The sequence below is a fragment of the Pantoea sp. y20 genome (assembly GCF_054903455.1).
In genome coordinates this window covers 1,568,942-1,591,364 of the sequence record NZ_CM142816.1, presented here as the reverse complement: position 1 = coordinate 1,591,364, position 22,423 = coordinate 1,568,942, and the positions used below count along the sequence as shown (strand labels likewise).

The 22,423-nt window shown below is 48.8% G+C and carries 27 protein-coding genes and 3 tRNA genes; 10 read left to right on the top strand and 20 right to left on the bottom strand.

Annotation, left to right across the window (positions count from 1 at the left end):
- Window positions 1-145: 145 nt before the first annotated feature.
- From ACYAC5_RS07385 to ACYAC5_RS07375, 3 genes are read left to right on the top strand one after another with little or no spacing between them, the layout of a single operon-like run.
- Window positions 146-1,957 carry a terminase large subunit domain-containing protein gene (locus tag ACYAC5_RS07385; RefSeq protein ID WP_462062707.1) on the top strand — a complete coding sequence of 604 codons (1,812 nt, stop codon included), beginning with the start codon at window positions 146-148 and terminating at the stop codon, window positions 1,955-1,957.
- On the top strand, window positions 1,954-3,006 hold the full coding sequence (locus ACYAC5_RS07380) for a phage portal protein (RefSeq protein WP_462062706.1): 1,053 nt from the start codon (window positions 1,954-1,956) through the stop codon (window positions 3,004-3,006). Before ACYAC5_RS07385 ends, ACYAC5_RS07380 begins: the two co-directional genes overlap by 4 nt.
- Window positions 3,003-3,320: an Ogr/Delta-like zinc finger protein gene (locus ACYAC5_RS07375; RefSeq protein ID WP_462062705.1), complete on the top strand. Its 318-nt coding sequence runs from the start codon at window positions 3,003-3,005 to the stop codon at window positions 3,318-3,320. The genes ACYAC5_RS07380 and ACYAC5_RS07375 overlap by 4 nt, the downstream gene beginning before the upstream one ends.
- 87 nt (window positions 3,321-3,407) lie before the next feature.
- On the opposite strand, the gene ACYAC5_RS07370 is transcribed toward ACYAC5_RS07375, so the two are convergent.
- The 11 genes from ACYAC5_RS07370 to ACYAC5_RS07320 all read right to left on the bottom strand — a co-directional run bounded on the left by ACYAC5_RS07370 (window position 3,408) and on the right by ACYAC5_RS07320 (window position 9,750).
- The gene (locus ACYAC5_RS07370; protein WP_462062704.1) at window positions 3,408-4,118 is read right to left on the bottom strand and encodes a hypothetical protein; all 711 of its coding nucleotides are present in this window, start codon (window positions 4,116-4,118) and stop codon (window positions 3,408-3,410) included.
- 314 nt (window positions 4,119-4,432) lie between these two features.
- Complete coding sequence (locus tag ACYAC5_RS07365; RefSeq protein ID WP_462062703.1) at window positions 4,433-6,667, bottom strand: replication endonuclease; 2,235 nt, start codon at window positions 6,665-6,667, stop codon at window positions 4,433-4,435.
- On the bottom strand, window positions 6,667-6,921 hold the full coding sequence (locus tag ACYAC5_RS07360) for a hypothetical protein (protein WP_462062702.1): 255 nt from the start codon (window positions 6,919-6,921) through the stop codon (window positions 6,667-6,669). The genes ACYAC5_RS07365 and ACYAC5_RS07360 overlap by 1 nt, the downstream gene beginning before the upstream one ends.
- Window positions 6,918-7,157, bottom strand: coding sequence for a hypothetical protein (locus ACYAC5_RS07355; protein ID WP_462062701.1), 240 nt, complete (start codon window positions 7,155-7,157; stop codon window positions 6,918-6,920). Before ACYAC5_RS07355 ends, ACYAC5_RS07360 begins: the two co-directional genes overlap by 4 nt.
- The gene (locus tag ACYAC5_RS07350; protein ID WP_462062700.1) at window positions 7,147-8,085 is read right to left on the bottom strand and encodes a DNA adenine methylase; all 939 of its coding nucleotides are present in this window, start codon (window positions 8,083-8,085) and stop codon (window positions 7,147-7,149) included. The genes ACYAC5_RS07355 and ACYAC5_RS07350 overlap by 11 nt, the downstream gene beginning before the upstream one ends.
- Window positions 8,078-8,461 (bottom strand): hypothetical protein, encoded by a 384-nt coding sequence (locus tag ACYAC5_RS07345; protein WP_462062699.1) that lies wholly within the window; start codon window positions 8,459-8,461, stop codon window positions 8,078-8,080. Before ACYAC5_RS07345 ends, ACYAC5_RS07350 begins: the two co-directional genes overlap by 8 nt.
- Before the next feature lie 77 nt (window positions 8,462-8,538).
- On the bottom strand, window positions 8,539-8,847 hold the full coding sequence (locus ACYAC5_RS07340) for a hypothetical protein (RefSeq protein WP_462062697.1): 309 nt from the start codon (window positions 8,845-8,847) through the stop codon (window positions 8,539-8,541).
- A gap of 18 nt (window positions 8,848-8,865) precedes the next feature.
- On the bottom strand, window positions 8,866-9,084 hold the full coding sequence (locus ACYAC5_RS07335) for a phage filamentation protein Fil family protein (protein WP_462062696.1): 219 nt from the start codon (window positions 9,082-9,084) through the stop codon (window positions 8,866-8,868).
- The gene (locus ACYAC5_RS07330) at window positions 9,081-9,338 is read right to left on the bottom strand and encodes a hypothetical protein (RefSeq protein WP_462062694.1); all 258 of its coding nucleotides are present in this window, start codon (window positions 9,336-9,338) and stop codon (window positions 9,081-9,083) included. Before ACYAC5_RS07330 ends, ACYAC5_RS07335 begins: the two co-directional genes overlap by 4 nt.
- Window positions 9,331-9,537, bottom strand: coding sequence for a hypothetical protein (locus ACYAC5_RS07325; RefSeq protein WP_462062693.1), 207 nt, complete (start codon window positions 9,535-9,537; stop codon window positions 9,331-9,333). The genes ACYAC5_RS07330 and ACYAC5_RS07325 overlap by 8 nt, the downstream gene beginning before the upstream one ends.
- A 9-nt stretch (window positions 9,538-9,546) precedes the next feature.
- Window positions 9,547-9,750: a DNA-binding protein gene (locus ACYAC5_RS07320; protein WP_462062691.1), complete on the bottom strand. Its 204-nt coding sequence runs from the start codon at window positions 9,748-9,750 to the stop codon at window positions 9,547-9,549.
- 341 nt (window positions 9,751-10,091) lie between these two features.
- On the opposite strand from ACYAC5_RS07320, the gene ACYAC5_RS07315 reads away from it, so the two are divergent.
- The 4 genes from ACYAC5_RS07315 (at window position 10,092) to ACYAC5_RS07300 (ending at window position 12,747) form a co-directional block, all read left to right on the top strand.
- Window positions 10,092-10,475 carry a helix-turn-helix domain-containing protein gene (locus ACYAC5_RS07315; RefSeq protein WP_462062689.1) on the top strand — a complete coding sequence of 128 codons (384 nt, stop codon included), beginning with the start codon at window positions 10,092-10,094 and terminating at the stop codon, window positions 10,473-10,475.
- Window positions 10,476-10,484: 9 nt separating this feature from the next.
- A complete protein-coding gene (locus tag ACYAC5_RS07310) occupies window positions 10,485-11,114 on the top strand; it encodes a hypothetical protein (RefSeq protein WP_462062687.1) in 630 nt (209 codons plus the stop codon).
- Window positions 11,115-11,177: 63 nt separating this feature from the next.
- Complete coding sequence (locus ACYAC5_RS07305) at window positions 11,178-11,738, top strand: BRCT domain-containing protein (RefSeq protein ID WP_462062685.1); 561 nt, start codon at window positions 11,178-11,180, stop codon at window positions 11,736-11,738.
- On the top strand, window positions 11,728-12,747 hold the full coding sequence (locus ACYAC5_RS07300; protein WP_462062956.1) for a phage integrase: 1,020 nt from the start codon (window positions 11,728-11,730) through the stop codon (window positions 12,745-12,747). The genes ACYAC5_RS07305 and ACYAC5_RS07300 overlap by 11 nt, the downstream gene beginning before the upstream one ends.
- Before the next feature lie 123 nt (window positions 12,748-12,870).
- Here ACYAC5_RS07300 and ACYAC5_RS07295 read toward each other — a convergent pair.
- The 6 genes from ACYAC5_RS07295 to uvrY all read right to left on the bottom strand — a co-directional run bounded on the left by ACYAC5_RS07295 (window position 12,871) and on the right by uvrY (window position 16,530).
- A tRNA-Leu gene (locus tag ACYAC5_RS07295) sits at window positions 12,871-12,956 on the bottom strand.
- Window positions 12,957-12,966: 10 nt separating this feature from the next.
- A tRNA-Cys gene (locus tag ACYAC5_RS07290) sits at window positions 12,967-13,040 on the bottom strand.
- Between the two features lie 42 nt (window positions 13,041-13,082).
- Window positions 13,083-13,158: transfer RNA gene (locus tag ACYAC5_RS07285), tRNA-Gly, on the bottom strand.
- Between the two features lie 270 nt (window positions 13,159-13,428).
- The gene (gene pgsA / locus ACYAC5_RS07280) at window positions 13,429-13,977 is read right to left on the bottom strand and encodes a CDP-diacylglycerol--glycerol-3-phosphate 3-phosphatidyltransferase (protein ID WP_008102316.1); all 549 of its coding nucleotides are present in this window, start codon (window positions 13,975-13,977) and stop codon (window positions 13,429-13,431) included.
- A gap of 68 nt (window positions 13,978-14,045) precedes the next feature.
- Complete coding sequence (uvrC, locus tag ACYAC5_RS07275) at window positions 14,046-15,878, bottom strand: excinuclease ABC subunit UvrC (RefSeq protein WP_462062682.1); 1,833 nt, start codon at window positions 15,876-15,878, stop codon at window positions 14,046-14,048.
- Complete coding sequence (uvrY, locus tag ACYAC5_RS07270; protein ID WP_008102320.1) at window positions 15,871-16,530, bottom strand: UvrY/SirA/GacA family response regulator transcription factor; 660 nt, start codon at window positions 16,528-16,530, stop codon at window positions 15,871-15,873. Before uvrY ends, uvrC begins: the two co-directional genes overlap by 8 nt.
- A gap of 429 nt (window positions 16,531-16,959) precedes the next feature.
- Here uvrY and ACYAC5_RS07265 point away from each other — a divergent pair, with 429 nt between their 5' ends.
- A complete protein-coding gene (locus ACYAC5_RS07265) occupies window positions 16,960-17,187 on the top strand; it encodes a DUF2594 family protein (protein ID WP_007887303.1) in 228 nt (75 codons plus the stop codon).
- Window positions 17,188-17,219: 32 nt separating this feature from the next.
- On the opposite strand, the gene ACYAC5_RS07260 is transcribed toward ACYAC5_RS07265, so the two are convergent.
- The gene (locus ACYAC5_RS07260; RefSeq protein WP_192413974.1) at window positions 17,220-17,831 is read right to left on the bottom strand and encodes an acyl-homoserine-lactone synthase; all 612 of its coding nucleotides are present in this window, start codon (window positions 17,829-17,831) and stop codon (window positions 17,220-17,222) included.
- A gap of 121 nt (window positions 17,832-17,952) precedes the next feature.
- Window positions 17,953-18,675 carry a transcriptional regulator SdiA gene (gene sdiA, locus ACYAC5_RS07255; protein ID WP_101760898.1) on the bottom strand — a complete coding sequence of 241 codons (723 nt, stop codon included), beginning with the start codon at window positions 18,673-18,675 and terminating at the stop codon, window positions 17,953-17,955.
- A 553-nt stretch (window positions 18,676-19,228) separates the two neighbouring features.
- Between sdiA and ACYAC5_RS07250 the strand changes: the two genes are divergently transcribed.
- On the top strand, window positions 19,229-19,903 hold the full coding sequence (locus ACYAC5_RS07250) for a DUF4396 domain-containing protein (protein WP_222233230.1): 675 nt from the start codon (window positions 19,229-19,231) through the stop codon (window positions 19,901-19,903).
- Here ACYAC5_RS07250 and ACYAC5_RS07245 read toward each other — a convergent pair whose 3' ends face one another.
- Window positions 19,904-20,602, bottom strand: coding sequence for an extensin-like domain-containing protein (locus ACYAC5_RS07245; protein ID WP_101760900.1), 699 nt, complete (start codon window positions 20,600-20,602; stop codon window positions 19,904-19,906). It lies immediately after the preceding gene.
- A gap of 408 nt (window positions 20,603-21,010) precedes the next feature.
- Here ACYAC5_RS07245 and cycA point away from each other — a divergent pair, with 408 nt between their 5' ends.
- The gene (gene cycA / locus ACYAC5_RS07240; RefSeq protein WP_101760901.1) at window positions 21,011-22,402 is read left to right on the top strand and encodes a D-serine/D-alanine/glycine transporter; all 1,392 of its coding nucleotides are present in this window, start codon (window positions 21,011-21,013) and stop codon (window positions 22,400-22,402) included.
- Window positions 22,403-22,423 lie beyond the last annotated feature (21 nt).

Genomic DNA, 22,423 nt, shown 5'->3' with positions numbered 1-22,423 from the left:
GTGTCGTGCTGTGAATGGCAGTATTACGGAAAGATAAAAGCATCGCACCCGAGTTAATTATTTTATATTCGGATATAAGCCTTTAACCGAGCGCATCAGATATTTAATTATCATCCTGCTGGATTATCCCCTTCATAATGGCAGCATGAGCAGATATTCCGATGAAATTAAAACAGCCGCCCGCACATTATTTCTAAAGCGCTGGACGCCAAAAGAAATAGCGCAGGAACTGAACGTGCCACCGCGCACTATTTACCACTGGGCTGATAAAGAGCAGTGGTCAAATCACTTGCCGCTTGAATCCGTGGAAGAGGCGATCACGCGCCGCATTAACCTGCTTTCCAACCGCGAGAAAAAAACCGCGCTGGAACTGGAAGAGATGCGAGACCTGATCGCGCAGCACGTCAAGGTGATGGCTCAGCGTAATAAACACGCTGAGAAGATGGCGGAGATCAAAGCCCGCAGTGCACCGGCCAGTCACAACGATGACGGCGGCACGTTTCATCTGTCAGGCGAAGGCGGCGAGCGTAAGCGGAAGTACAAGAAAAATGACGTATCAGGCATTACACCCGAAATGCTGGACGAATTCGCGCGCGGCCATCTTTTTGACTACCAGCTGCATTGCAGGGAGCACACTGCTGAAGAGTGGCGCTTTATCCTGAAAAGCCGCCAGGTGGGTATGACCTACTATTTTGCGTGGGAAGCGTTTGAAGACGCAGTGATCAGCGGCGATAACCAGATATTTTTCTCTGCCTCGCGGGCACAGTCTGAAATCTTCCGTGAATACATCGTGCAGATTGCACAACGGCACTTCAACGTGACGCTGACGGGAAAAAACATCCGCCTGAGTAACGGCGCAATTCTGCGCTTTCTTTCCACCAACGCCAGCACCGCGCAGGGCTTCAACGGCCATCTTTACGGTGATGAGGTGTTCTGGATACCCAAATTTACGCGACTGCATGAAGTTGCCAGCGCGATGGCAACGCATGACAAGTTCCGCACAACCTACTTTTCAACGCCCAGCGCCAAAACACATCAGGCTTATCCGGTCTGGACGGGTGATGAATGGCGCGGTGACGATAAAAAACGCAAAGCCGCTACGTTCCCGAAAGACAGCGAAATGCGAAAAGGTGGTGTTAAATGCCCGGACGGGATCTGGCGCTACATCATCACGATGGAAGATGCGATCAGCGGCGGGCTCGGTGCGCTGGTTGATATCGAACGCCTGCGCAACAAGTACAACGAAACCGCGTTTAACATGCTCTATATGTGCGTTTTCGTTGACAGCAAAGACGCCGTGTTCAAGTTTGCGACCCTCACCGCCTGCGAGGTTGATGGCGCTATCTGGCAGGACTACGACCCTACAGCCGCCCGCCCGTTCGGCAACCGTGAAGTGTGGGCCGGTTTTGACCCTTCACGATCAGGCGACAACTCCACCTTTGTGATTGTTGCGCCGCCGCTTGACGCTGGCGAGCCGTTCCGCGTGCTCGCCATTTATCAATGGCTGGGGCTTAACTTCAACTGGCAGGCTGAACAGATCAAGCAGCTGATGCGCCGCTTCAATATCACGTATATCGGCATTGATACCACCGGCATCGGGCGCGGTGTGTATGACCTTGTCACGCGCTTCGCCATCCGTGAAGCAACGCCCATCCTTTACAGCGTCGAAAGCAAAACCCGCCTGGTGCTGAAGATGATCGACGTTGTAGAGCGCAAGCGCATCCAGTGGGTTAAAGATGCCCAGGACGAAAGCAACAAGGAGCGGGCCGAAATCGCCGCCAGCTTCATGGCTATTCGCCGCACCACCACCGCCAGCGGCAACGCTCTGACCTTCGTGGCGGAGCGCTCAGAGGCCACCGGGCACGCTGACGTATTTTTTGCCATCGCTCACGCGGTTATTAACGAGCCGCTTGATTATGAATATGACCGTAAATCGACCTGGAGTTTTGCAAGTTGAGAAAGAACAAGAAAAAGGCCAGCCAGCAGGCGCCAGAAGAGGTGAAAACCTTCTCACCGAGTCGAAACAGCGTTGTAACGTTTGGCGAACCTGAGCCAATACTCACGACCGGCACGGATTATCAAAATATCTGGTATGACAGCGACTTTGATCACTGGCAACTGCCGATTGACCGTCTGGCGCTGTCACAACTGCCCAATCTGAACGGCCAGCACGGCGGCGTGCTCTACGCGCGGCGCAACATGGTGGCAAGTGGCTACATTGGCGGCGGCCTGACGGCTGATGATATTGAGCAGATGGCGTTCGATTACCTGTTATTCGGTGACGTGCCGGTGTTGAAGGTGCGCAACGTGTTCGGAGTGGTGATCGCGCTCCAGCCTCTGCCCTCGCTTTATATGCGCAGGCGCAAAGATGGCTGCTTTGTGATTCTTCAGGAAGGTGAGCCGCTGGTATATTTGCCGCGAGATATCGTGTTTTACAAAATGTATGACCCGCGCCAGCAGGTTTACGGCCTGCCGGACTATATCGGCGGGATTCACTCCGTTTTACTCAACAGTGAGGCCACTATTTTCCGCCGCCGCTACTATCACAACGGCGCACATATGGGGTTCATCCTTTACGCCAACGATCCAAACATCAGCGTAGAAGTCGAATCAGAAATTAAGGAAAAAATTGAGCAATCCAGAGGCGTGGGCAACTTCCGTAACATGTTTATCAGTATTCCGAAGGGCGACCCTGACGGAATCAAGCTGATACCCATCGGCGAAGTGTCGGCGAAAGATGAATTTGTGAATGTGAAAAGCATTACCGCGCAAGACGTTCTGACAGCGCACCGCTTCCCGTCAGGTCTGGCCGGTATTATTCCGACTAACGGCGCGGTTATGGGCAACCCTGAAACAGCACGCGCGACATATCGCAAAGATGAGGTAATACCGCTGCAACGCAAATTTATGGCCGGTATTAATAACGATCCCGAGATACCCGCGCACCTTCATCTGCATTTTGATGTGACTAAGCCAGTCAAAGACACAGGAAACAGCGATTCATGAGACGAAATAGGCTAAAATTCTCGCAATGCTCATCTCTGGCGTGCGGAGTCGAGAATATGCGAGTTTTCAAAATTAAATGCCCCGAGTGCGAATCACCGGCCATCATTCGTAAATCGGAATGGAAAGACAAAAAGGTCGCAGATTTATACTGCGCCTGCCAGCGGGTTGAATGCGGTCATACATTTGTATTCAACGCGACATACTCCCATTCCCTGAGCCCCAGCGGGCTGACGGGTAACAATCTGGTGAAAGCATTGCTTGAGCGGCTAAGACCGGATGAACGTCAGTTCGCGCTGGAGCTGCTTCAAAACTGAATAAATAACCCCGCGATGCGGGGTTTTTTATTTGCTGCCTTATTGATTATCAACCTTCTGATAATCTCACTATCAACTGAATCATCCTTAAAAGAATGGTGTTTCATCTAACTCTGAAGGACTAACCCTTGCCGTCACTGAATATTTTTTGTTTATTTCATTAACTAATCCCCTAAACCACTCAGGTGCTTTGGGCGAAATAAAAACATCTTCAATCAGCAAGTTTAAATCACAACTTAAGGACAATCCATTCCGTTCAAAACTTTGATCTTCATATTTTATAGCTCGAACTTCCCTCTCGTGCTCGAAAGACTTTCTCTTTCTCCAAAAGGCTTCATTTATTCCTGCGTAATTCTTTCTAAGATCAATATATTCCACTCTGCCAATTGAGATTGAATAATCCGAACCTAAGGCCTTATACAAGCTTCCATAGCTCGTTTTGATTGCTATGGCGTTATCCCAAACTTTAGAATACAAACGCCACATCGCTTCTGACTCATGCTCATTTTCATGCCAGCAACTAATAAATGTTCTCTTCCTAGCACGCAATGAACCTTCATTCATTTCATTAAAAATTTTATTTGCTTGGGATTCAATTTCATCCGTGGAAAGCGTTGACTTAACACCATCTGGCAAATTGGTTACTACGCCACGAAAAAAGTTAAGATAATAACTATCCCATTTACCCTTGTTCTTTTCATAACCTTTAGCACCTTCAAATACATCCTCGAAAGTATCAGAACGCGCAAAGTAGAGTGCTGAAGATGAAATTAAACTGACATATTTTGTGAAATCCATATATCGCCATAATTTCGTGTTCTTCTCGGGCGTTTTAAACGGACGATACTCGAAATATGTGCGCCTAGAAGTTTCGATCAATTTATATGAACAATTATCACAAACATGTAATGGCTTGTCATTAACTCCGAATCCGGAGTGTTTAGTATCACCCTTTACAAATTTATAATTACACTCACTGCAACAGTCAAAACTCTCGTAATACAGTCGAGTTAATTCATCCGTTTCTCTATTAGTCATCTGTTGCATTCTAGCATCCATATATTGTTACGGCACGGGCCTCCCCATCATAGTTCATCAACGATTTCGAAATTTCAACCCAAATAAATTAAGCTTCCATTACTCAATCTGAAGGCGTAGCCGTCACCGAAATTGATCTCACCACCACCAATCAGCGCACTCAACTCCCATGAATCCGGATAAATGCCAATTTTTCGGAGCTGCTCAGCCACCTGACCAGCCAATCCTGTTGGCTGTTCGTGTACTGAAGGCAATGAGTCATCCGGCGGACGATTCTTTTTAGCTTTTTTACTCATCTTTTTGAGCCTTGCGGCCACTTGTTGGCATTCCTGCCGCGTCATAGCTCCAATATCTAGCCAGCTGGCACAGTCATCATATATAGACTGACGCTCTTTTCCCGGTTCGCTGAATCCGGGGCGCGTACAGTTATTGACAGAACTCCAAGGGGGCGCGTCTGCGCCCTTAAGGTCAACGGCCAAAGCCTCAACCTGTTCCGGCTTTAGCTTTGGCACGATTTTGTAAGTTGTGGTGCGTGTATAAATGACGGAATCGCTGCCGGTTGCAGGCGCGTAAACGCCGGTTACTCTGCTGACGTCATCACCAAAATCATTGCCGTTTTCGGTAATGTCATATGCCAGGCGCACGCGAATATTGCGGCGCTCAACTAACGCGCCACCCTGTGCCGCTGTGTATTCAGCCCACCGGCCACTGTCTGCCGCTGCGTGAACCGGCGAAACTTCGGGATGAAGCCACAGATCACGGTTAGGCATCCTGCGCAATTCGCGATACACCGAAACCGGCGCACCGCCGATTTGCTGGAACTGGCGAATACGCCAGCGAGACGCCCACGCATTAACACGCTTTGCCATTTCTTTAAGCGGCTCGCCTGTCTCATTGTCTGTGTCGCCGTCCAGCGCATAGCCATCAATGTTTTTACTAATGTATTTCGCGATGTAGCCTGTTGCCGAACCTACTGCCTGATCGATTGGCTTAGCCGTAAAACGGTGCTCCTGAGCGCCTGGCTCATGACCGTCTTCCTGTAGGGCATATTTGCGGAAAATCTCGCGGGCCTGCTCAACATATTCAGGAGGCATGAATAGCAGCAGATGCCAGTGCGGTGTAGCGTCCTGATGCGGTTCGGCAACGCGAAAGCCAAACACACGAATCCCTTTCCTGCGCCATGCGGCGCGGGTACGGGCCCAAACCTTGCAGAGATAACGCTGAGTGTTACGAGGGGAATATGCGCACTTCGTCCACTTGTCATTCCGCGAACCACTGGTGTGCATACTGTGATAGCGCGATGGTGCGGTGAGCGTATAAAACTCACCGGCCAGCCCATCGGCTTTGGCTAATTCTTCAAAACCACTGACGCGCGTCATCAGCTCACGGCGGCGATTTTCAGGGTTTGCAGTGCTTTTCAGAACCTTATCGGCCAATGACGTGCGCTCGCCGGTTTCAATATCTTCAAGCTCCATCGCCTTCAGATATTCGATGTTTGATTTACGCTGCGCCTGCCACTCCTTCAACGTCATATCGCTGCAATAGGGCGCATTCTTTTTCGACACATAACAGGCGGCGATCATCAGATGTTCGCGCCATTCGTTACGCATACGCGTCAAACGTTTAAGCCACCATGATGGCGACTCAATACGCCCCATAGCACGCAGCGCATCGACATAGGTTAATTCTTCCTGACAATACGCACTCCAGCCGGGTGCGATCATATTGAGGTGCATAACCAGCCATGCCGCGCGACCATACGCATAAACAACGGCAAACGAATTATCACCGGTAGCACCTTGTTGGTGCTCAAACATGGTCATGAATTCATTGGTTATACAATCTGCAAGCCGGTGCGCCAGCCGCTTCAGTTCACGCTTGCCACTCCACGGGATACACGCAAAATCATCGCCGAACGGCAATAACAGGCCGGGCAAAATCCCAAGACGGTAACGGTCATTAACATTGTCAATGCGCGGCAATATGTACTTTTCGAACGTGTTAACTAAATACTTATTGGCGCGCTCTGCCCCTTGTTGCTCAGTCAGCTTGTCAACGTGTTGCGAGTAAAAACGGCGGATAAAATGCGGCAATGAATCCATGCGGCGGCGGGCGCGGCGAGAAGGCACAGCCGGTTCATTTTTCTGACAAAGGCCGAACGCCCAATCATCGATCGGAGGCGTACAGGCATCAGTTGAAATTGCAGCGCGTGGCTGATTCCATGCATAAACCCCGGTAAACGCTTCTGCGTTTCCGGGGAATGGTGGCGGCGGTGATGGGGCGATGCGCCCGCGTTGGTTCACTTCCATCAGAATCGAAGCCCATCATCAAAACCAGAGGGGTTTTTAACCCATGTAACAGGACGCCCCAGCTTGAATTTGTATGCTTCTCGCGCAGTATAAAAAATAAACTCATGATGGACAGAAACATCTTCGTAAAGATCGAGAGCTTCAAACTCAACAATCCAAAAATCGCCAATCTTATGGCGACTCACAATGCGCTCAACCACCGCGAAAACTATTACTTCAGCAGACTTAGCCGTGCCGAGATCAAAGCCGGTCATTTATCGACTCCCGACACAATCCGCTCATACAAACTTCCATAGGCCCAGCAGACGAAACACAAAAGCAGATAGCAGGGAATTAACGGCCAATAAATTGACACCATTGAAACAACGGCTAAACCTTTACGCTTTGATGGCTCTAATCCCTTTTCATAAAAAGCCATTGCAACAAACGCCATAAATGAAAGAAGGAAATACACAACAATAGCGATGACCGCGGCGAGTTCATTCCTCATCAAACACCCCCGCATCAGCCGTCGCTTTATAAGTTGCATCACCCATCGCAGGCCCACAGTCAGGGCAGCAGCCACCACCGGCACCGCCGCAATCTTCACAGATTTTCAAAGTGCCAATAACTTCAGCAGTGTTTCCGCGCTTTGCTGAATTGGCGCTGACAGAGCGATGCACATTCACGGACTTGAGATCAAAAGAACTGTAAATGCGGCGCGTCTCTTCTGTATCGCTACCAGAGATCACCGCCTTCACGCCGTGACGCCGCTGAGCATCAATTAACGCAGCAACCAGCTCTTGATGCTGATTGGCACCAAATGGCGCAGCGTTGTACTGTGAAAAATTGGAAGTCTTACTAACTGGCAGATATGGTGGATCGCAATAAATAACCGCATTTGCGGTTGCGTGCTGTTGAATGGTTTTTTTGAAATCACCTTCAATTAATAAAGTATTTGTATTGCGTACTTTTTCAGCAAAGAGAATAATTTCATTTTCTGGAAAATAGACAGATTTGAACTTGCCATAAGGTGCATTAAATTCGCCTTTTTGGTTATAGCGACACAACCCGTTATAACAATGCCGATTTAAATATAAAAAGTATGTTGCCTGCATCAGTGAATTATCAGCCATCCTCTCAGACTTTTGATTGAAATAATCTCTAGCAGCATAAAAAGACTTTTCATCCGTCCAATCTTCAAAAATCTTTTTAGCCATACAAATTAGCTCGGCCGTGTCAGCAACCGCAACCTTATAGAGATTCATAAGGTCAATGTTACTGTCAGCAAGTACATAACCTTTATAATTGGTATTCATGAAAACAGAAGCACTACCCGCAAAAGGCTCGATTAAAAAATCACTTTTGGGCAACTGCGTTAGCAATTCAGGCATGAGACGGGATTTGCTCCCCGCCCATTTTAGAATATTTTTATTCATGCTCTGGCTCCTGCTCCATGCTACCGAATGGAATTTCATCTAGTATTTGATACTCACGCAGCTTGAGACGCATGGACTCAATAACCTTTAATGCTTCATCAATTGAGATAGCGAGAACGGGACGATCATCCGCCATGCCGGATTCTCGCGCCTCATCAGTTGCCAGCAACGCAAACAAAAGTCGGTCATAATTTTTTACCGCCTCATCCAGATCATTATTTAATTCAGTAATTTCTTTTGCGTTGTTTAGCAGCTCACGCTCTACAGCCGCCACTCCTATTAATGCCGCAGTTAGTTCGTTTTTCTTCAGTATTCTTTTCAAATCACCAACTGCTTTCAATGCTCCACACATCTCACACTGTTTTGAATTAATCATTACTAACCTCCAGAATTTAGACAGCAAGAAACCCGTCCACATGTAAATGAGCCAACTCTTTACTACTTAGTTAAATATCAGACAATATTAATGTCTTTATCCGGTAACACGGCAGGTACTGTTTTTATAAAGTCTCGCAACTCTCTTAATCCATTTATTACCTTTCGGCGGTCATTCGCCGTCAACTGCTCGAATTTAAGGTTATTATTTTCATGATGAACGCCTGAAAATGAATAAATATAAATCCGATAACGGGAGCCCAAACCATTTATATAAATCTTGGTTTGATTCCGCTTACTCTTCGACTCTGCAATCATGTCCTGACATTTTCGAACCTGAATAATGCTGCGCAGGCGCTGTTGCTCACTATCGGTTTGTTTTTGCATGGTCAAGCCTGCCATCAGTTACGCGAAGATACCCATTAACCGCGCGAACCAGCGGCGGCGGGGTTTCAGTTTGGAAATAAACGGCAGATTGCGACCTTTGATGAACTGTACTTCGCTGGCCTTCGGTTGGTAAAAGCGACCGTCTGGCGTTTCAAGCCAGCCGCGACCGTGGGCGTGATGTGAAACTAAATGGCCTTTAGTCAGCATGGAGGCCAGTGACGGGCATTGATTTGTCATGATGCTGCACCTTCTGTTGATGGCAGGAAGTTAACAGGGCGAACGCCAGAGCGACGCCATTCGTTAGCAATTTCATTGATGACCACTGATTCCGCGTTTGCGGTGTAAGCAGCAACACCTGCGAGAGTTATCAGCATCTCAGAGCCCCAATGAATTTCGCTTGCTGAGTGTGGCTCTACAGTTTTGCTGTTAGCCTGACGGCGGTCATACATTGCCAGCACCAGATCGGCAGCGACTAAAAATGGCTCATGCATGATCGGCACCTCGCTGACGGTAGAGTGAATCGACATAGCTTGTCGCTTCTGCTTGCGCGTCGAATTTTCCAAACGAGTGATCACCGCGCCAAAGGTGATAGCGGGTTATCGGCTGTACTGCTTTGCGCGGCAATCTGATGATCGTGAATCCGCGGTATTCGCTGCTATGCGTGCTGATTGGTTGAATTGCATGGATCATAGTTTTCCTTCAGCTATTTGCGATGGCGTCTTTAAGCATTGCCACCATATTAACTTCCACCTTATCGCCTGATAATTTCTTGGGCCGGATAATTATTCGTCCATCCCTTACCATTCCCCTGCATGTATCGAAAGGAATTCCAGTTACCTTTGAGTATTCCTGCAATGACAAATAAGGGGACATCACATTTAAATTAATAGTGATACCTGACATATCTCACCTCTCGGCAAAAATATTAATTCCATGGTTTTTGAGAACTCAGATTAATTACCTGATTCTTTTTGATTAGCTGGCTTCATAGCTTCAAGCCCACGCAAGAAAACGATACGAATCATGTTTGATGCTGAGCGGCATTCAACTTCTGCCATAGCTTCAATTGTTGAACGCTCTTCAGGAGAGAGGCGAAGCGGTAGGGTTCCGCCAGCCACACTGTTCTTAGGGGTACGTGATCGGTGCCCATGATGTACTTGTGTCATAGTGGTATAGTGTGATCTGCTAAGTGTCTGTGATGCATATATTGGTATTCATATGAATACCTGTCAAGGGATTTTTCTATGCAGTTGAATATCGGCGAGAGAGTTAAAGAAGAGCGTGAGCGAATTGGTTTGAGTCAGATGGCTTTCGGAGAGATGGGTGGCGTCAAAAAACTGGCTCAACTCAAGTATGAGAAAGGTGAACGTGCCCCTGACATTTTGTATTTGAATGCCATCGCGAAAATTGGTGTTGATGTTCAATATATCGTGACAGGAGTTCGGTCCACAGCAGCACTTACAACAGATGAAGAAGAATTACTCAATAGCTATCGAGAGGCTCCTCTTGCACTAAAAGCTGCTGCTCTTGCGGCTTTGACTGCTGGTAACACAGCATCAAACAACATAACCGTATCAGGTCAAGGCAACCGCGTTGCCGGAAGGGATTATAAAGAAACCAAAAAGTAAGGATGCTCTATGACATTAAACACTTCAGGTGATAGAAATCGAGTTGCTGGACGAGATTTCAATGAGAACACCGTTCAGGTTGATCAACTTATTGGCCGTGATGTTGTAAATATCTCTATCCCAAACTCTCATAAGGTTGAGACCCGGCTGCTTGTTCCAGCGCAGAGAAAGCAGCTCAATCAATTAGTAAAAGAAATTACTGAAGCCAGTAACGATGAAGGGTTTGTAATTTGGCAACGTGTTCATGCTGAGATCAGTGTAACCAGCATCGAAGAAATTACTGTTGATCAATACCCTCTCGCTCTTAACTTTTTGCAATCAGCTTTAGACAGGCTGCGGGATGCAAGTGATTGCAAATCATTAATGCACCAACTTCTTAAAAAAACGCCTGATAACCGCCAGCGACAGCGCCTTTATGAGTATTGCGACATTTCATTTGGGACACGCCACCTATCCGACTTAGCAAAATCACAGCTTCAGCAGGCTCTTGGCTGGCTTTGCAATGAGTTGATTGAAACTGCAAAAGCATTACCACCCCAACCATCACGGATGAGTTGGCAAGAATTATTTCGAACATACCCCTTAATTATATCTACGACTTTTCTTTGCGGAATCATTCTAGGGATCATCATTTTCTAATGATGCTCGTATGCATGATCATATTTCTCAGAGAACAACTTTAATCTATAACGGTGATAGCTAATGGAAGAAGCTCATTTCGTCTACGTAACAGCTAAAAATAAAATATCTGCATATACATTAACCACACCATTCACCGACAGTGAAGAGGTTTATTTACATGGCTTTTGCAGATCACGCGGTCATTACAGAACTTTCAAGTGCGAACGCGTTATAGATTTCTTTGATTCTTTTGAAGATGCGGAATCATTTGTTACTGAAATCCTAATAAATAACCCCTTAGAGTTTAATCTCAGTGTTGCAAAACAACATACGCGAGGAAAAAACTACAGCCGTTATTGCTCGCCGGGGATGTATCAGCCTTTGGATTTTAGCGGCCCTCTCCAAATATGTTTTACCGGATTCAAAAAAGAAGACAAAGAACGCCTAGCGAAACTTGCCAAAGATAAAGGGATGATAGTCCGTTCAGATGTCACGGTAAATTTGCACCTGCTTTGTGGTGGCTACAACGCAGGGCCAAAAAAATTAGAAGTTGCTCAGAAAAAAGGCACGATGATTCTACATGAAGCTGAGTTCCTCTCACTTTTGGAAACCGGGGAGCTGCCAGACGATTATGACAGTTAGAAAACTTCCGTCAGGTAAATGGCTTTGTGAATGCTACCCACATGGGGCAAATGGCAAACGCACAAGAAAGCAGTTTTCTACTAAGGGTGAGGCGCTCTCGCATGAGCGCCGCCTAATGAACAATGCTTCAAGCCAACCCATTAACGATAATGCGATCACCCTCTCCGCTTTCGTTAAGAGATGGTACGAAATGCACGGCAAAACACTGTCGTCAGGTGAGGAACGTCAAACAAAGCTGCTCGCTGTTTGTGATCGGTTAGGTGATCCACTCGCTAACGAGTTCGATAAAAATATGTTTGCCTCTTATCGTCAGCGACGGCTCGATGGTGAATGGAACCCAAAAGGCAAAGCAAAGCTGAGCGAAGCAACCGTTAATCGCGAGCAATCATACCTGCACGCAGTGTTTTCTGAGTTAAAGCGTATGGGTGAATGGGAAGGTGATAACCCACTAGACGGTGTGAGGCAGTTCAAAGAGGGCGAGCAGGAATTATCATTCCTGTATCCAGAGGAGATCGCGAGGCTGCTCGCCGCCTGCGATGAATCGGCAAATAAAGATTTAGGGGTGATTGTGCGCATATGCCTGGCAACCGGTGCGCGTTGGAGTGAAGCGCAAGACCTGCGTCAATCGCAGATACTGCCGAACCGCATCACCTTCACCCAGACCAAAAGCAAAAAGAATCGCACAGTGCCAATTTCTGAAAACTTACAGAAATTATTGCCAAAGGTGCGCGGCTCCCTTTTCTCTCCAGCTTATGAATCATTCAATCACGCATTGAAAAGAGCACAAATTGAATTGCCCCAAGGCCAACGCACTCACGTTCTGCGACACACCTTCGCCAGTCACTTCATGATGCGCGGCGGCAATATTTTAGTTCTGCAACAAATCCTCGGTCATAGCACCATCCTGATGACGATGCGATACGCACACTTTGCACCTGATCATCTTGATGCGGCCATTGCGCTCAACCCGTTTGACAGCCACGTCAATGACACCAAGAAGACAGCCTAAAAACGGCTGTCGCCAAGTCATCGCCATTTCATCGCCATTTGCCAAATTGCAGACACAAAAAAACCGCCCTTGGGCGGTTACGACATTGCTTATATAGCTTTGTTTTAATTGACGTTTTGAATATGGTGCCCGGGGCGGGACTTGAACCCGCACAGCCATAAGCCGAGGGATTTTAAATCCCTTGTGTCTACCGATTTCACCACCCGGGCAGGGTGTAATTGGAGGCGCGTCCCGGAGTCGAACCGAGGTAGACGGATTTGCAATCCGTTGCATGGCCACTCTGCCAACGCGCCTTTAATCTGATATGTAATCCGTTGAATACGAACCACTAAATTTGGAGCGGGAAACGAGACTCGAACTCGCGACCCCGACCTTGGCAAGGTCGTGCTCTACCAACTGAGCTATTCCCGCATAATCTTCGTCTTTCAATTTGTTGCTGCGTTAGCTTCCTTCACTCACACAGGTCACTTACTGAAGTAAGCTCTCTGTGATTCGTTCAGTTGCTGCCTTGCTACAAATTGAAATACTCGATTCTGTATTTCTTCATCGAACTTGCTGATTTTATTCAGCTTCTTGCAGACTCGCTGCCGTTCGATGCGATGCATTCTACTTATCTGACGCAGTGAGTCAACAGAATTATCCACACACTGCGTCCGTTTGCTGCTTTTTAAATCGCATCGATCAGCTATCGAGCAAATCGCCGCGCGCTGCGCTTAAATACTGGAACATTGACCAGAACGTCAGCACGGCTGCGATGTACAGTGCGACCACACCCACGCCAACCACCGTGGCTTCTGGACGCCACAGCAAGGCAAACAGCGAGAACATCTGCGCGGTGGTTTTCACCTTGCCGATCCACGACACCGCCACGCTGCTGCGTTTGCCGATCTCCGCCATCCACTCACGCAGCGCAGAGATAATGATTTCACGCGCGATCATCGTTGCCGCAGGCAGCGTAATCCACCACGCGTGGAAATGCTCCGCCACCAGCACCAGCGCAATCGCCACCAGCACTTTATCCGCAACCGGATCGAGGAACGCGCCAAAACGCGTGGTCTGCTTCCAGCGACGCGCTAAAAAACCATCAAACCAGTCAGTAACCGCAGCAATCACAAAGATCAGTGCAGTAGCAAAGGGAGCCCATTGAAATGGCAGATAAAACGCCAGGACAAAAAAGGGAATAAGTACGACTCGAAACAGGGTAAGACACGTCGGAATGTTAAATTGCATATGCCAGTAACTGTCTGGTGTGAGTAGGGTTTCATGTATGTTGCTACATTGCCCCCCCTCTTTCAACGTTAGTGTTTCAGTGAGTAGTAGATTTTTTCCGCCAGCGCGGTGGAAATTCCCGGCACTTTAGCAATCTCGTCGACGCTGGCATTCATCAGCGGTTGCAGGCCACCCATATACTTGAGCAGCTGCTGGCGCCGTTTGGGCCCCACGCCTTCAATACTTTCCAACGCGCTGGTGTTCTTCACTTTGGCGCGTTTTTTCCGGTGACCTGAAATCGCATGATTGTGAGAGTCATCACGAATATGCTGAATCACATGCAGCGTAGGCGAGTCCGGCGGTAAGGAAACGCCCTCACCTTCCGCTTCAAAGAACAGCGTTTCCAGCCCGGCTTTACGATCGCTACCCTTCGCCACGCCGAGTAAAATCGGACGATCTTTATCCCAGGGTACATTCAGCTCGGCGAACACCTGTTTCGCCTGCGCTAACTGACCTTTACCGCCGTCGATGATGATCACGTCGGGGATTTTGTCCTCTTCCAGCGCTTTGCCGTAACGACGGCGCAGCACCTGATTCATCGCCGCGTAATCATCGCCCGGTGTGATGCCCTCAATGTTGTAGCGACGGTAATCCGAACGCAGCGGACCATCACGGTTGAACACCACGCACGACGCAATGGTCTGCTCGCCCATGGTGTGACTGATGTCAAAGCACTCCATGCGATGAATGGTGTCGAGCTCAAGGAACGTCGCCAGCGCCGCCAGACGCTGCTGAATGGTCGAATGCTGCGACAGCTTGGTAGTCAGTGCCGTTGCCGCATTGGTGCGCGCCAGTTTCAGGTAGCGTGCACGGTCACCACGCGGCTTACTTTGAATATTCACTTTACGTCCCGCCAGCGCGCTCAGCGATTCCGCCAGCAGCTCACGTTCCGGTAGAGTAAAGTCCAGCAGAATTTCCGCCGGCAAAGTGCGCGCTTCACTGCCTTGCAGATAGAACTGTCCGACAAAGGTTTGTACCACTTCGGTCAGTTCGGTATCGGCAGGTACTTTCGGGAAGTAGCTGCGGCTGCCGAGCACTTTGCCCTGACGGATAAACAGCACGTGCAAGCAAGCCATGCCAGCATCAAAGGCCACGCCCATCACATCCAGGTCTTCACCCTGATTGGAGACAAACTGCCGCTCGGTTACGCGCCTTACCGCTTGAATCTGGTCGCGTAAAATCCCGGCCTCTTCAAAACGCAGTTCCTCACTGGCATTTTCCATGCGCTTGACCAGCTGATTGATCACCTGATCATCTTTTCCCGCGAGGAACAAACGCACGTAATCGGTTTGCTGCGCATACTCCTCTTCGCTAACCAAGCCGGAAACGCAGGGTCCAAGGCAGCGGCCAATTTGATACTGCAAACACGGGCGCGAGCGGTTGCGATACACGCTGTTTTCACACTGGCGAATCGGGAATACCTTTTGCAGCAGCGCGAGGGTTTCACGTACCGCATAGCCGTTCGGAAACGGGCCAAAGTATTCGCCTTTGGCGTGCTTCGCGCCACGGTGCATCGCCAGACGCGGATGGCTATCGCCACTGAGGAAAATGTAAGGATAGGATTTGTCATCGCGCAGCAGCACGTTATAGCGCGGCTGGTAGAGCTTGATGTAGTTATGCTCCAGCAGCAGCGCTTCCGTTTCGGTGTGCGTCACGGTGACGTCGATGTTCTGGATGTTGCTGACCAGCACTTCAGTTTTGCGACTGCCCACCTGCGTACGGAAGTAGCTGGTCAGGCGCTTTTTAAGGTCTTTGGCTTTACCAACATAGATCACCGTACCGGCCGCATCGTACATACGGTAGACGCCGGGTTGGCTGGTCACGGTGCTGAGAAAGGCTTTGGAATCGAAAACGTCACTCACTACTGATTAATGGCTCCGCATTGAACAAGCCATGTCGAATGGCCAAATGCGTTAACTCGACGTCGCCACTGATATTCAGCTTACTGAACATACGATAGCGGTAACTGTTAACGGTTTTCGGGCTGAGACTGAGTTGTTCGGAAATCTCCGTCACTTTCTGCCCGCGTGTGATCATCAGCATAATCTGCAATTCCCTTTCCGACAAACAGCTGAAGGGGGATTCGGCTTTTTGCGGTTCGATCTGGCTGAGTGCCATTTGCTGGGCAATATCCGAGGCGATATAGCGTTGCCCTGAATGCACCGAGCGAATCGCACTCACCACTTCCTGCGGCGCGGCGCCTTTACTGAGATAACCCGCTGCGCCCGCCTGCATTACCTTCGCCGGCAGTGGATTTTCAGTATGAATGGTGAGCATGATGATGCGGATATCCGGGTTAAAGCGCACAATTTTGCGTGTCGCTTCCAGGCCGCCAATACCGGGCATGTTCATGTCCATCAGCACTACGTCAACCGGATTGCTGCGGCACCATTTCACAGCGTCTTCACCGCACGCCGCTTCACCCGCAATAACGAGGCCTTTCATATCTTCCAGAATGCGGCGAATACCGGCGCGTACCAGTTCATGGTCATCAACAAGAAGCAGGCTGATCAACGGGACGTACTCCGCAGGTTAAGAAAGGGAAATATATTTCAGAACGGTCATCTTACCGGTTTTCAGGTGGAAAAAACATCTACAGTCACAGATAAATCTCAAATGAACTGATGCAAATCAATAACATTTCTTTGATCCAGCTTTTACTGCACAGGGCAATAACATGCAAAATGAGATAAGTTAAATTGTTAATAATATCATTAAGTTATAATTTATAGCTCGATTTTATTGTCGCATTCCGATCGCCTGGTAAATAACAGCTAAACGCCAATTCTGGTTGCTGACAAATAGCGCAATGCGCAATTAAAAAGCGGTCTGACTTTTACCGCTTCGCTTCATTAAAATTCATCTGAAAACCCTATGATATACTCTCTTTCTTACGCACAGGAAGAATGTGTCAACATTGAGTAATACCCCAAGGAGTCAATTATGAGTGATGAAGATTTCGCAACTTCACGAGACACGCAGGCGCTGGCCGACGAAGTCGCCTGTCTGAAAATGATGGTGACGCTGATTCTGAAAGGAATGGGTCAAGCCGATGCCGGTAAGGTGATCATCAACATGGAGCGTTATGTGCAAGCTTCGTTAGGCGATAAGCCGCAGGCGGAAGTGTTTAATAATACAATTCGTCAGATCAAAACCGCTTACCGTCAATAAGCGATGTGCCCCGCGCGAAATGCGCGGGGTATTTAGGTGTGTGATTGCCAGTTTACTGAAACACCCAGCGACGGCAGCACCTCTTCCGGGCTAAAGCGTCGTGTACCCCGATATTTCTCCGCCAGCGCCGGTTGATCAACCGGAATGCGAATGGCAAACAGATTGTCTTCAGATTGGATCAAGCCCGGTGAGAGCGGCTCGTAGACTACCTGATGCTGTTCGAACATCTTCTCAAGCATTGGCGTCGCCGAACTGATCAAATACTCCATGCCGCTCAGTTCTGCTAATTGCACCGAGTGCCACAAAATACTCAGCGGCAGCTCCGCGTCCACCTCAAGGCGCGCCGAGAAGCGCGACATTTCCCATACCTTTTCCTGATCGAAAGGCAGAATAAAACCTTCCGGCACCTCAGGTTCATGCCACGGCAACAGACGTGCGCAGCCGCAAATACCCTGACGAGCGTTCCAGGCAATCAACCAGGTGACATCCGAACGATCAAAACGATCGTACTCTTGCCCTGGCGTACTCAATCGCGGTGGAATCGACCACCCTTCGCCGCGCGCAAACACGCTATAGCGATACGTTCCCAGTTCTGCCAACAGTGAGGACGGCATATCCTTAAGCTGTGTTTGAATTACTTTCATCATGCGCCTCTGACATCCCCATGTATGCAATGATTTCTTTGAGCCAGCCTGGCAACGTTGCGCGCAGGGTAGACAACTGACACGGGAGAAGGAACTACTAAAATTAGTAGTTGCTTTTTCGCTATATCAGGCCAACCGCAGCGGCATAACAGGCAATCTGCGTTTTATTGGAAACATTAAAACGCTTTTGCATATTCTTTTGGTGAAAATTCACCGTATGTTCAGATATGGCTAAAATAAGTGAAATTTCCGCCGACGTTTTTCCTTCCGCCGTCCATTTTAAGATTTCTAATTCACGCTGACTAAAATCGTTAGATAAAACGACCATAGAATCGTCATTCAAACGCTCCAACACGCGCAAACTCAGTTCCGCCAGAAGATGCAGTTTCACCTCAAGCTCTATGCGCAAGTGTTGGGTCTTACTGTGAAGTGTCGATGCAATAGATAATATACCAATGGTACGATTTGGTGCCATTGCTGAGCAGGAAAAGCCGCTCATTAATCCCGCAGCGTTGGCTTCTGCCCACAAATTACCCGCACCGGTAAATAAATCGCGCGTCCATTCAACACCCCGTCCCGGCCGCTGACAGAGTAATAGCACCGGATCGACCTTATAATAGTTCTCGCTTTCGTAGCGTTTTACCCAGCCTTCCGGGTATGTACTGAACAAAAACAAGCGCGGCCGGGTAAAGGGCACCGGATGCTGAACCAAAAAAGCGAAGTAATCGAAACCCAGCTTTTCAATCTGCTGTTGCAACAGGGATTTCAATTGCGTCACTTGCGTTAGCGCCAGAAATTCATTTTCCATTTCGCCTCGCCAGACGAAATAATTATCGGTCGTCATTATTGCCTTAGCGCTGTTTCACGCTTTTACATTCTGAAATTAGTTCGTGTTAACGCAAAAAATAAATTAGCCAGACAAAAAATATTGATTGAAAAAGGAGCAAATTTGCCAGCAGCTAGCATAACTCTTCTACTGTCAATGCGTTAACGTAATGAAAATGTGTAAGTTCACGTTAATTGTTAACAGGTTCACAAGTTTAATTCCTCAGCAGATTAGAATAGGATTTTTCTGAAGTAGTTTCAATCACCCAGTTGATTGAAAATGATCGTTAGATTGATAAATTTTTAGCATCGTCATTAACTAAAATTATTGATGCAAAAAGCAGATTGTTTTGCTGTGAAAGGGGTTTGTACGGTAAATGAGTTTTGACTTAATGTTAATCCCACCTATTTCTGCGGTTAAGATAATACATTAAGTAATGATGTGATTTCTCTCACGCTGATTAACGGCTACGCTTAATGCTAGCGGAGTGAAAAGATGCATTGGAAGACAGTGCTGCAGTAAGGCTCAGGCGCATTGTCGCATGTAGGTGGGAAACTTAGCGGAACTGACTATGTTGAACCAGTTTGCATTACCTTTCCTTGTTCTGGGCGTCTGCACTGCCCTGATGATTTTAAAAGATCTTTTTCGCCATCCACATCCGGTGGCGGTGATGAATATCATTTGGCCATTAACCGGTTTGTATATGCCTTTTATTGGCTGGATCGTCTGGTGGTACTTAGGCCGTAAACCATCACAACAGCAAAAACTTGCGCTGTTGGTTTCACAAAAAATACGCAGTAACGCCAGCTGGCAAACTATATTTATTTCCACGTCATTATCCGCAGCGGCTTGTATATTTGGCGATATAATGACAATCCCGATAGTCACTTTACTAAAACAATTTGCCATTAATCCGACGATAGGCATGCAGGCGCTTATTTGCGTTATCGCTTCATTGTTTATGGGATTACTTTTTCAATTTCTGGCGATTCGCCAACGTGAAAAACATTCATTTGGCAGCGCATTATTATTGGCGTTAAAAACCGAAATTTTCCCCCTGCTGATTTTTCAATTAGGTATTTTTATCTTTATGGCGTTGGCCCTAAAGTTTGTGCTGAACGAGCAGGTCAACCCGCTGGTGGCGGCATTCTGGTTTATGCTGCAACTGGCCATAATGACTGGCTTTATTTTCTCCTGGCCGGCTAATCATTTCCTGATAAAACGTGGGCTTAATCCTGCGGTATAGCTAACGGCAGTAACCCGAACCGCGCATGCCAAGATGAAAATGGCTGGCATGCGCGGCGTTATAATCGGGCCCCAGCGCATTACCGAACGTCGCACAGCCGTTACGCCACAGCGCATGCAGTCCAGCCGCCGCATCCTCTGGCTGTTGCCAGTTTTTTCCTACCTGCAACCAACGCCCATTTGCCAGCTGAAATCCGGTAATATCCCAGGCATCGGCGCTGGCGTGCTCACTCAAACGCCCTTCCTGACGATGATAAATATTGCGACAGGCGTAGCTGCCAACATGGGCAATGCGTTTCAGCGGACTGTTAAAACCGGCCTGACGTAATGCGCTGTCGCTGTTAATCACAAACATGGTGCTGGCCACCGCCATCGGACAGCTGGCGAGAAAACTGCTGCTCAGCGTGACGTCACCGTAGCCGCTGATGCGTAGCGGCTGCTCAATCGGGCAATTCCCTTGCATTGGCGGCACGGCACGAAACTGCACCAGCCGCTGTTCACTGGCTTGCCGCATCACCGCCAGGCAGGCAGCCGGATCGCCACTCAGCTTTTTTAGCTTGTAACGCGTCATCCAACCGGGCGGATCGGTAACGTTGAGCGGTGTAAAGGGGTTCCACTGAGGCGGCAGATGCGTTTTCAACCACGGCAAACTAAACCAGCCGCATACAGCCAGCAACGCGACGGCGAACAGAGCGCGCACAATGCCTCACTTTTCCTGATGAAATGAACTAACAAGTGTAGAAGTCATGTGCGCGGAAAGTGACGTAAATCGCTTAATTGTTGAAGATTTACGCAAAATGACTGCGCTTTAAACTCTGTAAATAATTACTGACAGAGCAAAGCACGCAAAAGGTCACAAAGGGGGAAAAACCATTACCGAAACGGGTTGGCTTTCCACTATCTTATGCCACTTGCCTGGACAAAGGCTCATAACGAATGCCCTAAATAATGTGAGCCGCAGGAAGGCGGCAAGAGTGTGAATCATGGGGAGCTTAATTGAGTCAGTTCCTGGGGTGAACACGCGTAGCCAACGCATCTGCGGCTTAAAGTATGACGGGCAAAACAGCCAATAGAGCTGACACAACATCTCGACAGGAAAGAAAAATTTATGGTTGATCAATCAAAAGAGGCGCTCGCTACGGCCGAACAGCCGGATAAACTCCAGCGTAACCTGCATAATCGTCACATTCAGTTAATTGCTATCGGTGGCGCCATCGGCACCGGGTTGTTTATGGGTTCGGGTAAAACCATCAGCCTCGCGGGCCCGTCGATCATTTTCGTCTACATGATCATTGGCTTTATGCTGTTCTTCGTCATGCGCGCCATGGGCGAACTGCTGTTGTCCAACCTCGAATACAAATCCTTTAGCGATTTCGCTGCCGATTTACTCGGTCCGTGGGCGGGCTATTTTACCGGCTGGACGTACTGGTTCTGTTGGGTGGTGACCGGCATTGCCGACGTGGTGGCCATCAGCGCCTATTTCCAGCTGTGGTTCCCGGACTTCTCCATCTGGATGAGCGCCCTGCTGTGCGTCTTTGTCTTCCTGGCATTGAATATCGCTACGGTGAAGCTGTTTGGTGAGATGGAGTTCTGGTTCGCGATTATCAAAATCGTCGCCATTGTGGCGCTGATCATCACCGGCATTGTGCTGGTGAGCATGCATTATCCGTCGCCGAACGGTGGCACCGCGTCCCTGAGCAACATCTGGGATCACGGCGGCATGTTCCCGAAAGGCTTGAGCGGCTTCTTTGCTGGCTTCCAGATTGCGGTTTTCGCCTTTGTCGGCATTGAGCTGGTCGGCACCGCGGCAGCAGAAACCAAAGATCCGCACAAAGTTTTGCCGCGTGCAATTAACGCCATTCCGCTGCGCATTATTATGTTTTACGTGCTGGCGCTGATGGTGATCATGGCGGTGACGCCGTGGAATCAGGTGCTGGCGAATCGCAGCCCGTTCGTTGAGATGTTTGTGTTGATCGGCTTGCCTGCCGCCGCCAGCATCGTCAACTTCGTGGTGCTGACCTCCGCCGCCTCGTCCGCCAATAGCGGCATCTTCTCCACCAGCCGCATGTTGTTCGGCCTGGCGGAACAAGGCGTAGCGCATAAAGCCTTTGGTCGCCTCTCGGCGCGTGCGGTGCCAACCACCGGCCTGTTCTTCTCTTGTCTGTGTCTGCTGGCGGGCGTGGCGCTGATCTACCTGATTCCGGATGTGATGACGGTATTCACCATGGTTACTACGGTGTCGGCAATTCTGTTTATGTTCGTCTGGACTATCATCCTTTGCAGCTATCTGGCGTATCGTAAACAGCATCCACAGCGTCATGCCGAATCGAAGTTCAAAATGCCGCTGGGCAAGTTTATGTGCTGGGTATGCATGGCGTTCTTCGCCTTTGTGCTGGTGCTGCTGACGCTGCAGGAAGATACCCGTCAGGCGCTGATGGTCACGCCGCTGTGGTTTGTGATGCTGACCATGGGCTGGTTGTTACGTCGTCGTAAAGCCTGATTTATCACAGCTACGTTAAGG

Excerpts from the sequence above, each read along its gene's own strand:
- ACYAC5_RS07320 (WP_462062691.1), bottom strand. The coding sequence starts at position 9,750 with ATGTCAGGTATCACTATTAATTTAAATGTGATGTCCCCTTATTTGTCA.
- ACYAC5_RS07250 (WP_222233230.1), top strand. The coding sequence starts at position 19,229 with ATGTTGAACCAGTTTGCATTACCTTTCCTTGTTCTGGGCGTCTGCACT.
- ACYAC5_RS07385 (WP_462062707.1), top strand. The coding sequence starts at position 146 with ATGAGCAGATATTCCGATGAAATTAAAACAGCCGCCCGCACATTATTT.
- ACYAC5_RS07360 (WP_462062702.1), bottom strand. The coding sequence starts at position 6,921 with ATGACCGGCTTTGATCTCGGCACGGCTAAGTCTGCTGAAGTAATAGTT.
- ACYAC5_RS07330 (WP_462062694.1), bottom strand. The coding sequence starts at position 9,338 with ATGCATGAGCCATTTTTAGTCGCTGCCGATCTGGTGCTGGCAATGTAT.
- ACYAC5_RS07350 (WP_462062700.1), bottom strand. The coding sequence starts at position 8,085 with ATGAATAAAAATATTCTAAAATGGGCGGGGAGCAAATCCCGTCTCATG.
- pgsA (WP_008102316.1), bottom strand. The coding sequence starts at position 13,977 with ATGCAATTTAACATTCCGACGTGTCTTACCCTGTTTCGAGTCGTACTT.
- cycA (WP_101760901.1), top strand. The coding sequence starts at position 21,011 with ATGGTTGATCAATCAAAAGAGGCGCTCGCTACGGCCGAACAGCCGGAT.
- sdiA (WP_101760898.1), bottom strand. The coding sequence starts at position 18,675 with ATGACGACCGATAATTATTTCGTCTGGCGAGGCGAAATGGAAAATGAA.
- ACYAC5_RS07345 (WP_462062699.1), bottom strand. The coding sequence starts at position 8,461 with ATGATTAATTCAAAACAGTGTGAGATGTGTGGAGCATTGAAAGCAGTT.
- ACYAC5_RS07305 (WP_462062685.1), top strand. The coding sequence starts at position 11,178 with ATGGAAGAAGCTCATTTCGTCTACGTAACAGCTAAAAATAAAATATCT.
- ACYAC5_RS07375 (WP_462062705.1), top strand. The coding sequence starts at position 3,003 with ATGAGACGAAATAGGCTAAAATTCTCGCAATGCTCATCTCTGGCGTGC.
- ACYAC5_RS07340 (WP_462062697.1), bottom strand. The coding sequence starts at position 8,847 with ATGCAAAAACAAACCGATAGTGAGCAACAGCGCCTGCGCAGCATTATT.
- ACYAC5_RS07365 (WP_462062703.1), bottom strand. The coding sequence starts at position 6,667 with ATGGAAGTGAACCAACGCGGGCGCATCGCCCCATCACCGCCGCCACCA.
- ACYAC5_RS07300 (WP_462062956.1), top strand. The coding sequence starts at position 11,728 with ATGACAGTTAGAAAACTTCCGTCAGGTAAATGGCTTTGTGAATGCTAC.
- ACYAC5_RS07315 (WP_462062689.1), top strand. The coding sequence starts at position 10,092 with ATGCAGTTGAATATCGGCGAGAGAGTTAAAGAAGAGCGTGAGCGAATT.
- ACYAC5_RS07310 (WP_462062687.1), top strand. The coding sequence starts at position 10,485 with ATGACATTAAACACTTCAGGTGATAGAAATCGAGTTGCTGGACGAGAT.
- ACYAC5_RS07265 (WP_007887303.1), top strand. The coding sequence starts at position 16,960 with ATGAGTGATGAAGATTTCGCAACTTCACGAGACACGCAGGCGCTGGCC.
- ACYAC5_RS07260 (WP_192413974.1), bottom strand. The coding sequence starts at position 17,831 with ATGAAAGTAATTCAAACACAGCTTAAGGATATGCCGTCCTCACTGTTG.
- ACYAC5_RS07355 (WP_462062701.1), bottom strand. The coding sequence starts at position 7,157 with ATGAGGAATGAACTCGCCGCGGTCATCGCTATTGTTGTGTATTTCCTT.
- ACYAC5_RS07370 (WP_462062704.1), bottom strand. The coding sequence starts at position 4,118 with ATGGATTTCACAAAATATGTCAGTTTAATTTCATCTTCAGCACTCTAC.
- ACYAC5_RS07335 (WP_462062696.1), bottom strand. The coding sequence starts at position 9,084 with ATGACAAATCAATGCCCGTCACTGGCCTCCATGCTGACTAAAGGCCAT.
- ACYAC5_RS07325 (WP_462062693.1), bottom strand. The coding sequence starts at position 9,537 with ATGATCCATGCAATTCAACCAATCAGCACGCATAGCAGCGAATACCGC.